At 60.4% G+C, this 16,996-nt stretch carries 18 protein-coding genes and 1 pseudogene; 9 read left to right on the forward strand and 10 right to left on the reverse strand.

Going from position 1 to position 16,996, the window contains the following annotated elements:
- Window positions 1-4 precede the first annotated feature (4 nt).
- The 3 genes from ACW4PC_RS11275 to ACW4PC_RS11285 form a co-directional block, all read right to left on the reverse strand.
- Window positions 5-961: a 2-hydroxyacid dehydrogenase gene (locus tag ACW4PC_RS11275; protein WP_455873878.1), complete on the reverse strand. Its 957-nt coding sequence runs from the start codon at window positions 959-961 to the stop codon at window positions 5-7.
- A gap of 16 nt (window positions 962-977) precedes the next feature.
- Window positions 978-2,000: a LacI family DNA-binding transcriptional regulator gene (locus tag ACW4PC_RS11280; protein ID WP_022715909.1), complete on the reverse strand. Its 1,023-nt coding sequence runs from the start codon at window positions 1,998-2,000 to the stop codon at window positions 978-980.
- 122 nt (window positions 2,001-2,122) lie between these two features.
- A complete protein-coding gene (locus ACW4PC_RS11285) occupies window positions 2,123-2,641 on the reverse strand; it encodes a MarR family winged helix-turn-helix transcriptional regulator (protein WP_455873879.1) in 519 nt (172 codons plus the stop codon).
- An 81-nt stretch (window positions 2,642-2,722) separates the two neighbouring features.
- Between ACW4PC_RS11285 and ACW4PC_RS11290 the strand changes: the two genes are divergently transcribed.
- The 3 genes from ACW4PC_RS11290 (at window position 2,723) to ACW4PC_RS11300 (ending at window position 5,729) form a co-directional block, all read left to right on the forward strand.
- The gene (locus ACW4PC_RS11290; RefSeq protein WP_455873880.1) at window positions 2,723-3,514 is read left to right on the forward strand and encodes a creatininase family protein; all 792 of its coding nucleotides are present in this window, start codon (window positions 2,723-2,725) and stop codon (window positions 3,512-3,514) included.
- 122 nt (window positions 3,515-3,636) lie between these two features.
- A complete protein-coding gene (locus ACW4PC_RS11295; protein WP_239596891.1) occupies window positions 3,637-4,740 on the forward strand; it encodes a CobW family GTP-binding protein in 1,104 nt (367 codons plus the stop codon).
- Window positions 4,740-5,729 (forward strand): WD40 repeat domain-containing protein, encoded by a 990-nt coding sequence (locus ACW4PC_RS11300; RefSeq protein WP_455873881.1) that lies wholly within the window; start codon window positions 4,740-4,742, stop codon window positions 5,727-5,729. The genes ACW4PC_RS11295 and ACW4PC_RS11300 overlap by 1 nt, the downstream gene beginning before the upstream one ends.
- Window positions 5,730-5,782: 53 nt before the next feature.
- On the opposite strand, the gene ACW4PC_RS11305 is transcribed toward ACW4PC_RS11300, so the two are convergent.
- Entirely contained in the window at window positions 5,783-6,793 is a 1,011-nt protein-coding gene (locus tag ACW4PC_RS11305; protein WP_455874990.1) for a serine hydrolase domain-containing protein, read from the reverse strand.
- 151 nt (window positions 6,794-6,944) lie between these two features.
- On the opposite strand from ACW4PC_RS11305, the gene ACW4PC_RS11310 reads away from it, so the two are divergent.
- Window positions 6,945-7,901 (forward strand): NAD-dependent epimerase/dehydratase family protein, encoded by a 957-nt coding sequence (locus ACW4PC_RS11310; RefSeq protein WP_455873882.1) that lies wholly within the window; start codon window positions 6,945-6,947, stop codon window positions 7,899-7,901.
- An 87-nt stretch (window positions 7,902-7,988) separates the two neighbouring features.
- Here the strand turns inward: ACW4PC_RS11310 and ACW4PC_RS11315 are convergent, their stop codons facing one another.
- Window positions 7,989-8,579 (reverse strand): GNAT family N-acetyltransferase, encoded by a 591-nt coding sequence (locus ACW4PC_RS11315; protein ID WP_455873883.1) that lies wholly within the window; start codon window positions 8,577-8,579, stop codon window positions 7,989-7,991.
- A gap of 89 nt (window positions 8,580-8,668) precedes the next feature.
- Window positions 8,669-9,802, reverse strand: a complete 1,134-nt coding sequence (gene odc2, locus ACW4PC_RS11320; protein WP_455873884.1) for an ornithine/lysine decarboxylase — start codon at window positions 9,800-9,802, stop codon at window positions 8,669-8,671.
- Window positions 9,803-10,327: 525 nt separating this feature from the next.
- Between odc2 and ACW4PC_RS11325 the strand changes: the two genes are divergently transcribed.
- From ACW4PC_RS11325 to ACW4PC_RS11335, 3 genes are all read left to right on the forward strand, one after another.
- Window positions 10,328-11,221, forward strand: a complete 894-nt coding sequence (locus ACW4PC_RS11325; RefSeq protein ID WP_022715917.1) for a LysR family transcriptional regulator — start codon at window positions 10,328-10,330, stop codon at window positions 11,219-11,221.
- A 102-nt stretch (window positions 11,222-11,323) separates the two neighbouring features.
- Window positions 11,324-11,965, forward strand: coding sequence for a DUF1007 family protein (locus ACW4PC_RS11330; RefSeq protein ID WP_455873885.1), 642 nt, complete (start codon window positions 11,324-11,326; stop codon window positions 11,963-11,965).
- Window positions 11,959-13,032 carry a nickel/cobalt transporter gene (locus ACW4PC_RS11335; RefSeq protein WP_455873886.1) on the forward strand — a complete coding sequence of 358 codons (1,074 nt, stop codon included), beginning with the start codon at window positions 11,959-11,961 and terminating at the stop codon, window positions 13,030-13,032. The genes ACW4PC_RS11330 and ACW4PC_RS11335 overlap by 7 nt, the downstream gene beginning before the upstream one ends.
- A 4-nt stretch (window positions 13,033-13,036) precedes the next feature.
- On the opposite strand, the gene ACW4PC_RS11340 is transcribed toward ACW4PC_RS11335, so the two are convergent.
- The 4 genes and pseudogenes from ACW4PC_RS11340 to ACW4PC_RS11355 form a co-directional block, all read right to left on the reverse strand.
- The gene (locus tag ACW4PC_RS11340; protein ID WP_455873887.1) at window positions 13,037-13,243 is read right to left on the reverse strand and encodes a hypothetical protein; all 207 of its coding nucleotides are present in this window, start codon (window positions 13,241-13,243) and stop codon (window positions 13,037-13,039) included.
- Complete coding sequence (locus ACW4PC_RS11345) at window positions 13,240-13,932, reverse strand: GNAT family N-acetyltransferase (protein ID WP_455873888.1); 693 nt, start codon at window positions 13,930-13,932, stop codon at window positions 13,240-13,242. The genes ACW4PC_RS11340 and ACW4PC_RS11345 overlap by 4 nt, the downstream gene beginning before the upstream one ends.
- Window positions 13,933-13,996: 64 nt before the next feature.
- Window positions 13,997-14,717, reverse strand: a pseudogene (locus tag ACW4PC_RS11350) (tellurite resistance TerB family protein).
- Window positions 14,718-14,819: 102 nt separating this feature from the next.
- Window positions 14,820-15,458: a 2-dehydro-3-deoxy-phosphogluconate aldolase gene (locus tag ACW4PC_RS11355; protein WP_074069709.1), complete on the reverse strand. Its 639-nt coding sequence runs from the start codon at window positions 15,456-15,458 to the stop codon at window positions 14,820-14,822.
- A 151-nt stretch (window positions 15,459-15,609) separates the two neighbouring features.
- Here ACW4PC_RS11355 and ACW4PC_RS11360 point away from each other — a divergent pair, with 151 nt between their 5' ends.
- Both ACW4PC_RS11360 and ACW4PC_RS11365 read left to right on the forward strand, forming a co-directional pair.
- Window positions 15,610-16,098: a CYTH domain-containing protein gene (locus ACW4PC_RS11360; protein WP_455873889.1), complete on the forward strand. Its 489-nt coding sequence runs from the start codon at window positions 15,610-15,612 to the stop codon at window positions 16,096-16,098.
- Window positions 16,076-16,984 (forward strand): CHAD domain-containing protein, encoded by a 909-nt coding sequence (locus ACW4PC_RS11365; RefSeq protein ID WP_455873890.1) that lies wholly within the window; start codon window positions 16,076-16,078, stop codon window positions 16,982-16,984. Before ACW4PC_RS11360 ends, ACW4PC_RS11365 begins: the two co-directional genes overlap by 23 nt.
- Window positions 16,985-16,996 lie beyond the last annotated feature (12 nt).

A 16,996-nucleotide genomic window follows, 5' to 3' on the forward strand; every position in this document is an offset into this window, starting at 1 on the left:
GCCCCTACCTTGCCGAAGGCGTCTCCGGCACCGCGGTTAGCGGCCTGCCCTTCTCGAACCATTCGATCAGATTGCCGGCGACAAGATCGGCCATCGCGTTGCGCGTCGGGATCGAGGCGGAGGCGACGTGCGGCAGCAGCACCGCATTCGGCAAGCTGAAGAGTTCGGCCGGGACCACCGGCTCGCCGTAGAAGACATCAAGGCCCGCAGCGCCGAGTGCGCCGCTCTTCAGCGCCCAAACCAGCGCTGCTTCGTCCACCGTCCAGCCTCGGCCGACATTGATCAAAATGCCGTCAGGGCCGAGCGCAGAAAGGATCTCCGCATCGATCGTCTTGTGGGTGTGAGGCGTCTTCGGAACGATTGCCATCAACGTATCGACAGCGTCGGCGAGACCTTTCAGCGTCGGGTGATAATCATAGGCGATATCTGGATGGATCGTGCGTGTGTGATAGCTGATTTTCACCTTGAACGGTTCGAGGCGCTTGGCGATCTCTTGGCCGATGCGGCCGAGGCCGTAGAGACCGACATGCCGTCCTTTTAAGGAAAAGCGCGATAATGGATAGGCCGAACCCGGCGTCCAGTGGCCCTCACGCAGCCAGTTCTCCGCCCGCGGCAGTTCGCGGACGGTGTTGAGCAGCAGGCCGATCGCCGTATCGGCGACCTCGTCGTTCAAAACATCCGGTGTGTTGGTGACGACCAGTCCTTTTTCCGCAGCATGCTTGACGTCCACGGCGTCATAGCCGACGCCGAAGCTCGCGATCACCTCAAGGCTCGGCAGCTGATCCATCCACCTGCCGGGAAACGCGCCGCTGACGGCCGCGCCGCGAATGCGGTTTGCGGTTTCGGCGTCGAGTTCCAACGTCTCGCTTTTTTCGACGGCGACAACTTCGAAACGGTCCTTCAAGGTCGCAAGAACACGCTCGTGTATCTTCCCGGGAACGAGAATGGCGATGCGGGACATGGCTTTTCCTCTTGTCTTACTGGCGGGGTCTGTAAGGGCTTGTCGACTGGCGGATGCGCATCTCGGGTTTGATCAGGTGGATGCCGTCCGGCTCGTGACTGCCGGCCAAGCGATCGAGAAGCGCCCGGGCGGCAAGGCGGCCGACTTCAGCCTGCCCATTCCAGACCGTCGTCAGCGCCGGTGTCGAGAGCGAGGCTTCCTCGAGATCGTCATAGCCGGTAACCGAGATGTCCTTGCCTGGCACAAGACCGGCACGGGCAATGCCGTTCATGAGCCCGATGGCAACGAGATCGTTCCAGCAGACGGCGGCCGACGGCTTTTGCGGCAGCGACAGGAAATGCACGGCCGCCTCGAACCCGCCCTGCATCGAGCGCGGACCGGGAATGCGCAGGTTGGGATCGACTTCGATCTCCGCCTTGCGCAGCGCATTGACATAGCCCTGATAGCGGTCGCGACCGGTCGAGGTCTGATCCGTTCCCCCGATCATGGCGATTGAGCGGTGGCCGAGCCCGATCAGGTGATTGGTGGCAAGCGAGATGCCGTAGCTGTCGTCACCGCGATAGGTCGGCAGGTCCATCCCCTCCATCGAGCGCGCGACAAGGATCGCCGGCATTCCGTTGGCCTCGGCAAGCTGCATATCCTCCGGCGGCGTGCCGATTGCGGGCGACATGATGACGCCATCGCCGCCGAGCTGCAGCAGCGTCTCGATGAAGGTGCGCTGCTTCTCGACCGAATCGTAGTGGTTGGACAGGATGAAGGTATGACGGCTGCGATCGAGCTCGCTCTCGATCGCCTTCAGGATTTCCCCGTAAAACGGGTTCATGATGTCGTGCACGACGACGCCGACGATGCCCGAGCGAGACGTACGCAGGCTTGCGGCCCGGCGGTTGTAGATATAGCCGAGCGCGCGCGCCTGTTCCTTGATCTTTTCCCGCGTATTGCCCGCAACGAGCGGGCTGTCGCGTAAGGCTAGCGATACCGTTGCCGTTGAAATGCCGAGTGTTTCGGCAATTGTCGAAAGTTTGATCTTTTGAGCCACGCATCCTCCCCAGGCAACGCGCGAGATGGTGGAGCGCATCGCGGAACCGGAAAAAGAGCGCCCCTTAAAATGTTTAATTAAAAGATTAAACGCGGAGAGGCAAACCGAATTTTGCTCGACCGTCAAATTTCGTCGGGTTCTTCGAACGGCATTGCTTCTGCCTGGAGATTGTTGTCGATCGCCTTTAGAAGGCGCACGAGGTTGCGGATTTCTTTCTCCGAAAAATCAAGCGTAGCCGTCCGATCGCAGGCCGACCCCGCCATCTCGATCGCCTTTACGCTGCCGCGCCCGAGTTCGGTGAGGTAGACCTTCGTCAGCCGCGCATCTTCCGCATCCGGCTTGCGCTCCAGGAAGCCCTGGGCTTCCATGCGGCCGATGGTGCGAGTCATCGTTGGTGCCTTGACGCCGAGTTTCTGAGCAAGGCCGCCTGCCGTCATCCCGTCGGTTTCGGCAAGCGAAAGAATGACGCCGTCCTGGCCGGCGTAAAGGCCGCTTTCAAGCAGACTGCGGGAGAGGACCGTGCGCATCGACCGCGCAGCCTGCGTCAAAGCCGGCGAAAGATCGGCAAGCGTATATTCGGTCTGGTCCTTTTTCCTGGACTTGTTTTTCTTGCCGTCTTTGTGCTTCTTCCCCATCGCCATCCCTTTGATCTTTAAGCCGTGACAACGCTGCGTTATGACATTGCGCAGGTTCACGTCATAAACAAGGGGCATTGAAACCGGATGACAGCGCCTGCCCGGAACTTCGCAGACAACGATGCCGCCCTTTCGGCCGAAGATCGCCGGAACTGGATCGCGGTTCTGCCGCTTGGCGCGCATGAGCAGCACGGCCCGCACCTTCCCTTCGAAACCGATACGCTGATTGCCGAAGGCATCGTCGAAAGGCTAAAGGCTGCCCTCCCCTCAACATTGCCGGTCACTTTCCTGCCCACAGAACCGGTCGGCTACTCGATCGAACACATGGATGTCGTAGGTACGAAGACGCTGACCTACAGCGAAGCGATCCACCGCTGGCTCGCAATTGCCGGAATGCTGCGCGATCTCGGCTGCCGCAAACTGGTGATGTTGAACGCCCACGGCGGAAATTCACCGCTGATGACAATCGTCGCAACCGAAGCGCGGGTGAAGTTCAACATGCTGGCCGTTGCGACCAGCTGGACCCGTTTCGGCGTGCCGGAAGAGGTGATTTCAGCTGAAAACAAGGCGATCGACATCCACGGCGGCGATATCGAAACCTCGGTCATGCTGGCGCTGCATCCCGGTAGGGTCGCCATGTCCAAGGCTGAGAACTTCGCTTCAAGGCAGCTGGAATTTTCCAGGCGCTTCAAGCATCTACGGGCCTACGGGCCGCACGCCTTCGGCTGGAAGATGCTCGACCTGAACGTCAAAGGCGCGGCCGGAAACGCCGCTGCCGCAACGCTCGAGAAAGGCGAAGCGCTGGTCGGCCATGCGGTTAAGGGGCTGATCGATCTGCTGCAGGATGTGGATGCGTTTGACACATCCGATCTCAAATAGAGCGATCCGAAAACAATGTGATCTTATAACATTATAAAACCTTTGAACTGACGCGTCCAAATCCTTATATGGAACCGACCGTTAGAGCCCCCTCGGCGGCAAGCCCATTCTTCGAGGTTCTCATGACCGACGCAATTTCAACTCAGCAGAAGCCCATCCCCGTCACCGTGCTCACCGGCTATCTCGGCGCCGGCAAGACGACGCTGCTTAACCGCATCCTGTCCGAAAACCACGGCAAGAAATACGCGGTCATCGTCAACGAATTCGGCGAGATCGGTATCGACAACGACCTGATTGTCGAGTCGGACGAGGAAATCTACGAGATGAACAACGGCTGCGTCTGCTGTACCGTGCGCGGCGACCTGATCCGCGTCGTCGAGGGCCTGATGCGCCGCCCCGGACGCTTCGACGGCATCATCGTCGAGACGACCGGACTTGCCGATCCGGTGCCGGTCGCCCAGACCTTCTTCATGGATGACGACGTGCGCGCCAAGACGGAGCTCGACGCCGTCGTCGCCCTTGTCGATGCCAAGCACCTGCCGCTGCGCCTGAAGGACAGCCGCGAGGCCGAAGACCAGATTGCATTTGCCGACGTCGTCCTCATCAACAAGACTGATCTCGTCTCGCCGGAAGAACTGGCGCAGATCGAGGATATCGTCCGGGCCATCAACCCGTCGGCTCGCGTCTACAAGACGAGCCGCTCCGGCGTCGATCTCGCCCGCGTGCTTGATCAGGGCGCTTTCAACCTTGAACGCGCGCTGGAAAACGACCCGCACTTCCTGGAGCAGGATCACGACGATCACGTCTGTGGCCCGGATTGCGATCACGACCACCATCACCATGCGCATGATCACGACCATGATCACCACCACCATGATCACGACCACGGCCATCATCACCACGGCGCGGTGTCGCCGATCCACGACGTGACGGTGCAGTCGGTGTCGCTGCGCGGCGGCGAGATGAACCCCGAGCGCTTCTTCCCCTGGATCCAGAAAATCACCCAGACGCAGGGTCCGAACATCCTGCGCCTTAAAGGCATCATCGCCTTCAAGGACGATGCCGAGCGTTATGTCGTCCAGGGCGTGCACATGATCGTCGAGGGCGACCACCAGCGTCCCTGGAAGGATGGCGAGAAGCATGAGACGCGGCTCGTCTTCATCGGCCGCGAACTCGACCGCGAAAAGCTCGAAGCTTCCTTCAAGGCATGCGAGGCCGCGGCCTGATGCCAACAGTTGCCCCGCTTGATCTCGACGGCCACATTCTGGCCGTCGAATTTTTAGGTGATGTCCCCTTCTTCGCCAATGCCGCCGGCACGCTTCACCGGCTGGATGGCGGCGAGAAGGTTTGCGAAGCCCATCACGGCATGCTCACCTGCATCCGCGATCCCTATAGCGAAAGCCTGATTTCCGGCGGTGAAGATGGCAAGGTGTTGCGCATTGCGGCCGACGCCGGCGTCAGCGAGATCGCTAACGCGCCGCGCAAATGGATTTCGCAGGTGGCGGCCGGCCCGCACGGTGCCGTCGCCTATGCCTATGGAAAGAGCGCCTTCATTCGTCTTTCGAATGGCGACATCAAGGAATTCACCGAGGAGCGGACGGTCGAAGGCCTTGCCTTTGCACCGAAAGGCATGCGCATCGCTGCAGCGCGCTACAACGGAGTATCGCTGCACTGGGTTGGCATGAACGCAAAGCCGGTCGATCTGGAATGGAAGGGCGCGCATACGGGTGTCACATTCTCGCCCGACGGCAACTTCCTCGTGACCACCATGCAGGAAAACGCCCTGCACGGCTGGAAGCTTGACGCCAAGCCGGGGGCTGAGGCGCGTCACATGCGCATGACCGGTTATCCGGCCAAGGTGAAGTCGCTCTCCTGGTCCGCCAAGGGCAAGTGGCTCGCCTCATCTGGCGCGCCAGCAGCGATCGTCTGGCCCTTCCAGGGCAAGGACGGTCCGATGGGCAAGGCGCCGCTGGAGCTCGGCACGCGCGCCAACATCATGGCGACCGCGGTCAAGTTCCATCCGGCTGAGGACATCCTTGCAATCGGTTTCATCGACGGCATGATCCTTGCCGTGCGGATTGCAGACAGTAAAGAGGCGCTGATCCGCCGCCCCGGCAAGGGCGCTATCACCGCGATGAGCTGGAGCAAGAACGGCAAGCTGCTCGCCTTTGGCTCGGAAGCAGGCGATTGCGGCGTTGTCGATATCTCGGCCTGACCGCTCAAACTCATCCGATGGTGATGGCTGGGTGCCTTCGCCATCCCTTCCGGTCAGGATGTCCGGGCATTTTCGACAATCTCGCCCAGCACGCCGTGCAAGGCATCGCGATAGCCGTTGCGGGCCGATGGCCCGCTTTCCTGCGAGGTCATCACCACGGTCAGATTGAGCGACGGCACGATGTAGAGCATCTGCCCACCGTAGCCCCATGCGAAATGCACGTCCTCGCCGCCGAGATTGCGCTCAAACCATCCGTAGCCATAGGCATCGCCCGAGAAGCGCGAGTTGGTGCGCGGCTGCCAGGACGCGGCAATCCACTCGGCGGGAACGACTTGTCGCCCCTCCCGCGTCTTGCCGCCGTTGCGATAGAGCTCGCCAAACGCAAGCAACGAGCGGGCGCTCATGGCCATCTGGTTTCCGCCGAGATAGATGCCCTGTGGATCGCGCTCCCAGGCGCCGATCCGAAAGCCTTTCACTGGCCCGAGCCATTCCCGTGCCAAGGCAAGGGTTGTCTTACCGCTCGCCTTCGTCAGGATTGCAGACAGGAGATGCGTGGAGGCGGTCGAGTACAGCATTCGGCCCCCGGGCTGATCGTCGAAGGGTTGCGAGAGTGCAAAACGCACCCAGTTTCGGCTTGCAACCCAGCGTCCGTAGTTCGGTCCCGACATACGGCCCAATCCCGCCTGCATGGACAGCAGGTTTCCGATGGTGATCTCGTTCAGCCGCGGATCGGGTGATTGCGGCAGATCCGCCTTCAGGATCGGGGCAATCTTCTGATCCGGTCCTTCGAGCACACCCTTGCTGACGGCGATGCCGACAAGGGCGGAGATGATCGCTTTCGAAGCGGACTTGATATTGGTCGATTCCGACGCTGTATGTCCGCGATAGCCGCGCTCGGCAACAATCTTTCCGTCACGTGAAATGATGATGGTTTTCAGCGATTTCAGTTCCTCGCGGGAAGCGAAGTTGTCGAGCAGCGACGCAAGGCGATCGTTTTCCTGCTGGGCTGAGACCGGCGCGGCGCAAAGGAAAAGGGCAAACCATATGACGAAGGCTCTGGTCATCGCCATGAGCTAGCGCAATCCCACGCAGAATTCATCCGTCCGAAGCGCCGATTCACGCGGACGTGAAAGTTTATGATCCTGCTTGCCCTATCGACCGGCCGCCCAACATACTGGCCGGACCAGCACAACACACCGCAGGAGCGTAAAAACGATGGCACGCGTAATCGTGATCGGAGCAACTGGCCATGTCGGCACATATCTCGTCCCGCGTCTTGTCGAGGCGGGGCATGACGTCGTTGCAATCAGCCGCGGCAAAGCGGACCCCTACTGTCCCCACGCAACATGGCAGAGCGTCGAACGGCAGCAGATGGATAGGGCGCAGATGGAGGAAGAAGGCAGCTTCGGCCCCGCCGTCCGCGCGCTGAGGCCCGATATCGTCATCGACATGATCTGCTTCACGTTGGAGAGCGCTCGCCATCTGGCGGGAGTATTGGATGGCCATGTCGGCCATTTTCTGCACACCGGCACTATCTGGACGCACGGCCATTCCATTTCGGTTCCGACGCGCGAGGATGCGCCGAAAACGCCCTTTGGAGACTATGGCGAGCAGAAGAAGGCAATCGAGGACTATCTTCTAGGCGAGGCACGACGGCGGGCCTTTCCGGCAACCCTCATCCATCCCGGCCATATCGTTGGACCGGGCTGGCCTCCACTCAACCCCGTCGGACATTTCAACATTTCCGTCTTTTCGACGATTGCGCGCGGCGAGACGCTGAGATTGCCGAATCTCGGTTTGGAGACCGTTCATCACGTTCACGCTGACGATGTGGCAGGCATGTTCATGGCAGCGATCAGCAATTGGCAAGCGTCAACCGGAGAAAGCTTCCACGCGGTTTCCGACCAGGCACTGACGCTGAGAGGATATGCCGAAGCGATGTTTCGCTGGTTCGGTCATGAGCCGAAGCTTGAGTTTTTCCCCTATGACGAATGGTCGAAAATGGAAAGCACCGAGGACGCAAGGGCGACGTGGGAGCACATCGCCCGGAGCCCGAATTGCTCAATGGAGAAGGCAAGGCGTCTGCTGGGGTTCACGCCGCGCCACAGCTCCCTCCAGGCTGTGCAGGAGTCGGTCCAGTGGCTTGTCGCGCAAGGGCGCATAAGGGCTTAGAAGAAAAGGCGCCTCCCGTTTCTGAACTGACCCCGAAGGTTGTTGTCCAACTTTCGGTCAGTTCATTTCAGGGAGAGGCTTGACCCGTCAGGCGGCCTTCCGGAGCGGCGCCTTGGCCAGCATGCGCCCCGAGGGAACAACCATGCCGGCTGCGCCGTCAAGCCAGCCTTCCCTCAATTCCATCGCCAGGAAGCGCGAGCGTTCGAACGGGCCGGGCATGACGAGATGGCAAGCCTTCTCGGCAAAGAAGCCGAAGCGCTCGTAATAGGCAGCATCTCCGACGAGCAGGATCGCGCCATGTCCGCGGTTCTTGGCCTCGAGAATCGCCGCACGCATCAGCGCCGAACCGACACCCTTGCCCTCAAAGGTCGGATCGACGGCCAAAGGGCCGAGCAGCAACGCATTGATGGACGTACCATCGGTGTTGACGCCAGCTTCGATGTTCCAGAGGCGGACGGTGCCGATGAGATGGCCGTCGCGGTCCCGCGCGACAAGTGCCAAGCCATCTGCCGGGATGCGGCCGCGCCGGATCTTCTCCGACGACTTCTTGCGGCGGTTCGGGCCCATGGCGCGATCGAGCAGGTTCTCGCGCGGTACGACATCCGACGGATTCTCGGAATCGATGGTGAAGACGGAGGGCGCAAAGAATGCGCGGACAGAATCAAGAACAGCGGCCATCTTGGCCTCCCGAACTCAAAACCGTTTCAGACGGTGTCGAAAGGAAAATTGCGAAGGTGCCGCCCCGATTGGCTACGGGGCCGGCTGGATCAGATGACGTAGGCCTTCAGCGGCTCAAAGCCATTAAAAGCAACCGCCGAATAGGTCGTCGTATAGGCACCGGTGCCTTCGATCAGAACCTCGTCGCCGATGGTGAGGCTCACCGGCAGCGGGTAGAGGTTCTTCTCGTAGAGCACGTCGGCCGAATCGCAGGTCGGGCCGGCGATGACGCAAGGCTCCATCTTGTCGCCGTCGCGTTCGGTGCGGATCGGGTAGCGGATGGCCTCGTCCATCGTTTCGGCGAGACCGCCGAACTTGCCGATGTCGAGGAATACCCAGCGCGCCGTGTCGTTGTCCGACTTCTTCGAGACAAGCACCACTTCAGCCTTGATGACGCCGGCATTGCCGACCATACCGCGGCCCGGCTCGATGATCGTCTTCGGGATCTGGTTGCCGAAGTGATCGCGCAGGCTCTGGTAGATCGAACGGCCATAAGCCTCGGCCGACGGAACGTCACGAAGGTATTTCGTCGGGAAGCCGCCGCCCATGTTGACCATCTGCAGATGGATGCCCTGCTTGGCAAGCTGCACGAAAACGCGCTTGGCATCGGCAAGAGCCGAATCCCAAGCATCGACCTTGGTCATCTGCGAACCGACATGGAACGAGACGCCATAGGATTCGAGGCCAAGCTGATGGGCATAGACAAGAACATCGACAGCCATTTGCGGGACGCAGCCAAACTTGCGCGATAGCGGCCATTCGGCGCCTTCGCCATCCGTAAGCACGCGGCAGAACACGCGGGCGCCGGGAGCGGCGCGCGAGATCTTCTCGACTTCCTCGTGGCTGTCGACCGCAAAGAGGCTGACGCCGAGCGCCCAGGCGCGGGCGACGTCGCGCTCCTTCTTGATCGTATTGCCGTAGGAGATGCGGGCAGCGGTCGCACCGGCATCCAGTGCCATTTCGATTTCAGCGACAGACGCGCAATCGAAATTGGAGCCGAGGGAAGCCAGCAGCTTCAGCACTTCCGGCGCCGGGTTTGCCTTGACAGCATAATAGATCGCGCTGTCCGGCATCGCATGACGGAAGGCGTTGAAATTGTCGCGCACGACGTCGAGGTCGACCACGAGGCAAGGACCGTCGGGACGTCGGGTTGCGAGAAAGTCGCGGATGCGCTGGGTGGTCATATCGATTCCCTCTTCCAATTCCAGAGCTCCGGCAAAAACCGGAGGACAAAGGGCATACGAATGCTCGCATTGGAACCAGCCGGTGGAGACCCCGGAACCATAGCAAGCGCTCGATGCGCAAATATTGAACCAACGCCACGACAGCGGCATAGTTCGGCTTTGTCTGCCATGGATTGGAGGGAAAATCCCAACCGCACTTCCGGCAATGAAGGTGTGCCTCTTCAGTAACCCCGGCTGATGGAAAGCCGGAAGACACCAGAAAGGCCCGCACCGTCGTTGCTTAGGCGTCCTCGCATTTCCCGGTTGGCCGGAATAGCGACTGGAGGGGTTAGTTCCAGGTACCTTACCGATGACCTCACCTAATCGAGGGTCGGCGGACACCCATGGGCACGTGCGACTTTGGGCTGAGGACGAGATAAGAATATTCGCAGTCATAATCAAGAATTTTTTTGTCCCTCGCTCAAAAAAATAAATTGAACAACTGCGCGCAATTTGTTCAATCTTTCGTAACAACGGGAGATGGCCATGGACACACTGACGCGCATACGCGCCTTCATCGATGTCGTTGAAGCGGAAGGTTTTTCCGCCGCAGCGCGGCGCACCGGCCGCTCCAAGGCGCTGCTTTCCAAATATGTGCGCGAGCTGGAAGACGAGTTGGGTGCCCTGCTGCTCAATCGCACCACCCGGCAGTTTTCGATGACCGAGGCCGGGCATACCTATTACCGCACCGCCTCCGACATCCTGAAGGAGATCGACAACCTCGCCGATCTGGTCCGCGAGAACAACGCGCAACTCAAAGGCCGGCTGAAGATCTCGGTGCCGCGCACCTTTGTCGATGCCGATGTCGGTCAGTCGTTGATCGATTTTGCCAAGGAGAACCCGGACCTGCAGCTGGAAATCGCCGCAGACGACCGGTTCGTCGATCTGATCGAAGAAGGTTTCGACCTGGCGATCCGCGTCACGAAGCTCGAAGATTCGGGAATGATCGCGCGAAAGATCTCGGATTTCCGCGTCCACGTCTGCGCCACGCCGGAGTTTCTCGAGCGCTATCCGAACCTCGAACATCCGACGGACATTTCCAACGTTCCCTTCATCGTGGATACGAACTCGCGCACGCAGGCAAGCGTCCGTTTCTACAATCCGGACAGCACGTCCTTCGCCGTCGCGGTTTCCGGACCGATCGAGGTGAACAGCCCGCATGCGACATTGCGCGCGGCTCTTTCCGGCATCGGCATTGCGGTCATCCCGGACTTCATCGCTCGTAAGCCGATCGAGGACGGCCGGCTCGTGACGCTGTTCAACGACTACATACCTACCGATCGCGGGATTTATGCCGTTTATCCGCATCGGCGCTACCTGCCGGCAAAGGTCCGCATCTTCGTGGATTACCTCCATGCTTGGTTCAAGAAGCAGGCTTGAAGCCGGCCTGATTCACTTTGCCACCTTGAGGCAGGTCCCAATTCCGTCCCATTCTCCGGCAAGAAGACATCAACCGATTTGGGCAGAGCGGTAACCCGACACATGAAGAAATCCACTTACCTGATGACCGCGTTGATCTTACTTGCGCCGGCCGCGGCCATGGCACACCCGCATATTTTCGTGGAAGCTCGGCTCGAAGTCGTGGCAGCGCCCGACGGGAGCGTTCAGGAGTTGCGAAACGTCTGGCGTTTCGACGAGGTGTTCTCCTCCTCCGTCGTCATGGATTTCGACAAGAACACCGATCTGAAGCTGGAGCCGAACGAGCTCGCCGAAGTCGGCAAGACTGTCCGGGAATCGCTCTCGGACTACGACTACTACATGAATCTGACGATCGACGGGAAGAACGTGACCGTGCAGAAGCCCGACATCATTCACGTCGACTACAAGGAAGATCAGCTTCTGATGTTCTTCGCGGTAAAGCCCTCGGAGAAGATGCCACTGAAGGGCAAACTCACCTTCGGCGTCTACGACCCCACGCTCTACACCTCGATCGACTTCCCGACGGACAAGGAGCTGGCAACAGTCGGGGACGGCTTCAAGAACTGCAAGCATGATGTGCTGCGGCCGGACGCCGATCAGGTGATTTCTCAAAACAAGCAGTCGCTGACCGACGCCTTCTTCAACGATCCGACCGGCACCGACATGTCCAAGCTCTTTGCCACCAGGCTGGAGGTTTCATGCTGAAACGGAACACTTTGCTGTTCCTTCCAACGGCCGCATTCGCGCTGCTTGCGCTGATGAACGTGGCGCATGCGCAATCGCCGCTCGGGATTGGAACTGCGGAGCCGAGTTTCCAGCCGACAGGCGGACCGCTGGCGCCGCTGCTTGCCTACATCAATTACGAACAGCAGGCCTTCTACCGCGCGCTGACGGATGCCCTGAAGGCAATGCGTGAGGACCCGTGGCAGCTTTCGTCGCTGATCGGCCTTTCCTTCGCCTATGGCGTCTTTCATGCGGCCGGTCCTGGGCATGGCAAGGCAGTGATCTCCTCCTACATGATCGCCAACGAAATCGAGCTGAAGCGCGGCGTAGTGATCTCCTTCATCTCAGCCTTCATTCAGGGTGCAGTGGCAGTGGCGCTCGTCGGCGGTGCCTGGCTCATCCTGCGTGGCAGCGGCATAACGCTGACGCAGGCGACGAATGCGATGGAGATCACAAGCTTCGTCATGGTCATCGCCTTCGGTGGCTGGCTGCTCTTTCGCAAATTGCGTTCGATGATCAGCGGCCTGCCAAAGCGTGAAGTCGTGGAGACCTCTGCCGGTCCGGTCAGCATGATGCTCGACTGGAAGGACAACGAAAGCCGCAGGGAAGCCTATGCCTTCGGCGAGAAGCAGGCACGCAAGGCGGGACATAACTTCATCGCCGGGATGGCCTGCGAAACCTGCGGCCGCTCTCATGCGCCGGACCCGTCGCTGCTGGGCGGCGACAAATTCAGTATCCGGGAAGCCTGGTCTGCGATCGTTGCCGTCGGCCTTCGCCCCTGCTCCGGCGCGCTGCTCGTCATGACCTTTTCGCTGCTGAATGGCCTTTACCTCGGCGGCATTCTTTCTGTCCTCGCCATGTCGCTTGGCACGGCCATCACGGTCGCCATCCTCGCGATCCTTGCCGTCGCCGCCAAGGGCACCGCCGTCCGCATCTCCGGCCGTGGCTCAGCGAGATCGATCTGGATTGGCAACGCGATCGAAATCCTGGGCGCCGTCCTGGTGATTTGCATGGGCGTGCTGCTGCTGGGCGCCTCGCTTCAGGGGTAGGCTCTTATTTCCCCCTGCCTCGCTGATAGCGCGCCCTCAGCCAGAATATCGCGAAGAAGCCGAGCAGCAGCGCCGCGCCGGCAATGACCGCAAGCGCGGGAGAATAGCTGCCGATCCAAAGAACGAGCGTCGGCAGGAAATAGATGACCAGTCCCGCGCAAATGAGGATGGTCGCGGCGGCGATCGCCTGAGAACGGCTTTCGGGGCTCATGCGAGCCTTTCCTTTTCAAGATCGGAACGGATATCCTGCAGGCGCCGGCGCTGCTTGCCTTGGGCGTCGAAGTTCTCCGGCGAAAGCCAGGTCTCGAAAGCCTCGCTGATCAGCGGCCACTCGCTGTCGATCATCGAGAACCAAGCCGTGTCGCGGTTGCGGCGCTTGGAGATCATATGCTGACGAAAGACACCTTCGAACTTGAAGCCGTAGCGCGCGGCCGTCGTCTTGCTGGCCTCGTTGTTGTTGTCGCACTTCCATTCGTAGCGGCGGTACCCGAGGTCCTCGAAGACGTGCTTGGCCATCAGGTAGTGCGCTTCGGTGGAAAGCGGCGAACGCTTCATATCCGGCCCGTGCGCCACGCCGCCGATTTCGACGACGCCGTTGGCCGGGTCGGCACGCATATAATTGGCCATGCCGACGATCATGCCGGTGGAGGTGTCGCGGAAGATGTGGGTGAGCCAGCCAGACTTGGTATAGGCGTTCTCAAGCCACTTGGCGAAATCGTCGATGCCGGCAAAATCATCCTGCGCGAAGTAGAGAAGCAGCGGGTTGACGCCCATGCCGCCGAGGCCGTCCCAGAGCGCCTGAAGGTGCTCCGCGCGAACATAGGGCTCGACCGTCACGTAGCGCCCCTTCAGTGTCACATAATCAGGTGCCGGCACCTTGAAATTCGATAGATCGCGCATGCTCACTCCTCTCGTCGGAAGAGTGGATAGGCCAGCCGCCCTGGAAAGGCAACCAGCCTGCATGTCACCGTGACAAGGAAACCTTGGCGGAGGAAACCGTTGCTTCGATGTGGTCCACAAGCGCATCGGCAAGGCCAAGACGGCCGGCAAGAAGATCGAGATAGCCGCGTTCGGCCCGCAGAGTCCGGCTCGATCGTCAGCCGCGAAGCCGTATAGAGCTCGACCTTCTGTTCCTCCGTAGTGGCGGCGGCGACCAGCGCGTCGAGATCGGTCGGCGAGGCAAGCTCGTGCTCGATGAAGGACGCGGCTTCGCCGCTGACGTCGGCGGCCTTTATCTTGTCCATGACATGCGCTCGCTCGGCGTCGTCGATATGCCCGTCGGCTTTGGCTGCCGCGATCATGGCGCGGATCAGCGCGAGGGCAAATTCGTTGCTGCCAGCAGGCGAAGCCGGACCGAAACCTGAATCGGCGGGTGCCGGCAGAAGAACCGGCGTCGAGGGCGGAGGGGCGTCCGAAGGCGTGGCAGGTGCCTGGCCCGCCTGGTAATTCTTGTAGGCCTGGTATCCGAGGCCGGCGATAGCTGCGAGCCCGCCGATTGCCAGCGCGTTGCCGGCAATATTGCGGCCCGTCTTCGTTCCGAGAAACACAGTCGCCAGCGCTCCGGCCTTCCACGGATTATCCTTGGCCAACTGGACGGCATCGCCGGCCCGGTTGCGGACACTTCCGCCGACGCCCGGTATTTGCGATCCCAGGAACTGGTCAAGAAGCTTCTTCGCGTCGAACATCCTTCATCGTCTCCCTGTTGAGGCAGACCTGAAGATAGGAAGCGGATCGACAAATACAAATGCCGGCGAAGCCGCCGGCATCCTGAAGCGATCAGGATAATGTCAGGCCTTCAGCGCAGCCGCTTCCGAGGCGAGCTTAGTGATGCCGTCCCAATCGCCCGCAGCGACGAGTTCCTTCGGCGCCACCCAGGATCCGCCAACGCAGATGACGTTCGGCAGTGACAGGTAATCATTGGCGTTTTTGAGCGAAATGCCACCAGTCGGGCAGAAAACGGTGCCGGCGAGCGGCGAGGAGAGCGCCTTGAGATATGCGGCACCGCCCGCCTGTTCGGCCGGGAAGAATTTCAACACCTGGTAGCCTTCTTCGCGAAGCGCCATGACTTCGCTTGCCGTCGCAGCGCCCGGCAGCAGCGGAACCGGCGATGCCGAAGCGGCATCGAGCAGTTCCTGCGTGGCCCCCGGGCTGACGACGAACTTCGAGCCGGCAGCAATTGCCGCGTCCCACTGCTGGGCATTCAGGATCGTGCCTGCGCCGACTTCCGCACCTTCGACTTCCTGCGCAACGGCACGGACCGTATCAAGTGCTGCAGGCGTGCGCATGGTGATCTCGATCGCCTTCAGGCCGCCGGCGACCAGCGCACGCGCCAGCGAAACGCCGGACTTCACGTCATCGACGATAAGCACCGGAACAACTGGCTGGAGTTTGAGGATGGAAAGGAGCTTTTCTGTCTTCTCGCCCATGGCCGCACGGTTCCTTAAACGATTGAATTGGGCTCCCGAATACCTCTCTGGACCATCTTTGTCGAGACAAAACAGATGCGGCACGAAGATGGGTATCCCTCCCAGGGGTTTTACGTTACGGTACGGCGATCGTCACAAAAGGTTCACTGAAATGGCGAAAGAGATCGAGCGGAAATTTCTGGTACGCGACGACGGCTGGCGCGCGAGGGCCGAGACGAAATCGATCCTCAGACAAGGTTACATCGCCTCGATGGACGACCGGTCGGTGCGTGTGCGCATACTTGATGGAAAGCGCGCGCGGCTGACGATCAAGATCGGCCGCAGTACCGTCACCCGCGACGAGTTCGAATACGAAATCCCCGTTTCTGACGCCGAAGAATTGATGCAGAGCACCATTGGCCTGGTGATCGAAAAGACGCGTTACCGGGTTCCGCATGACAACTTCGTCTGGGAAGTCGATGTCTTTGCCGGTGCGCATCGCGGCCTGGTGATTGCTGAGGTGGAGATGAAGTCCGAAAATGACGATCCCTCCCGCCCCGCCTGGCTTGGCCGTGAAGTGACCGGCGATTTCCGCTATTCCAACCAAGCGCTCGCGACCGAATTCGAGTACGATCAGGATGCCCTTTCGCATACGGCCTGATTTCGATTTCACCGATGAGTTCCGAAGAGTGGCAACGGAACAGCTTGAATGTGCCATTGCCGTTCTCGAGGAGCGGCCGGACGGCGCGCATGAGGCGGTCCATGATTTTCGCAAGAACGTGAAGCGGCTGCGCTCTCTCTACCGGCTCGTGGCGAAAGAGGTGCCGGACTTTCAGAAGCGACAAAATGCCAGGCTGCGCGACACCGCAAAATCGCTTTCATCGATCCGGGACGCAGCAGCCCTGATCGGCACTGCCGAATATTTGCAAAAAGGCGCCCGCAGCGACGCAGAGAGCGAGGCGCTCAGCCGCGTCGTCACCATTTTGCAAGCACGGCGTGACTGGATGGCGGAGGCCGAAAGCGGCCTTGAACAGAAGCTTCACGACACGGCCATCTTGCTAAAGGACGCGATCGCCGCAGTCGATAAGGTTTCTTTCAAGAGCAACCCGCGTAGAAACGCCCGCATGCTTGCCAAAAGCTGGCAGCGAACTTTGCGAAGGGGGCGGACAGCGCGCGATGCATGCCACGATACGGCAGCGGTCGAGGATTTTCATGAACTGCGCAAGCGGACCTATGACTACCGGCTCTATCACGCGCTGCTGCACAATCTGTGGCCCGCCGCGATGAAGGCGAAGCAAGATGCAGCCAAGGATCTCGCAGAACGGCTCGGCCACGTCAACGATCTCTCGGTGCTTTCGCAACTGGTTGAGGCCGAGCCGCAGCTCTTTACGCGCAATGAAGATCTCGCCCACCTGCTCGATGCCATCATCTTCCGCCAGCAGGAAGAGCGGCAAAGTGCGCTCGCCGACGCCGGCCGCGTCTTTGCCGACAAACCGCAACACGAGGCAAACCGGATTGAAGCCCTCTGGCAGTTGAGCCGGAACTGAATTCGACAAGTG

The organism is Rhizobium yanglingense (assembly GCF_977109285.1).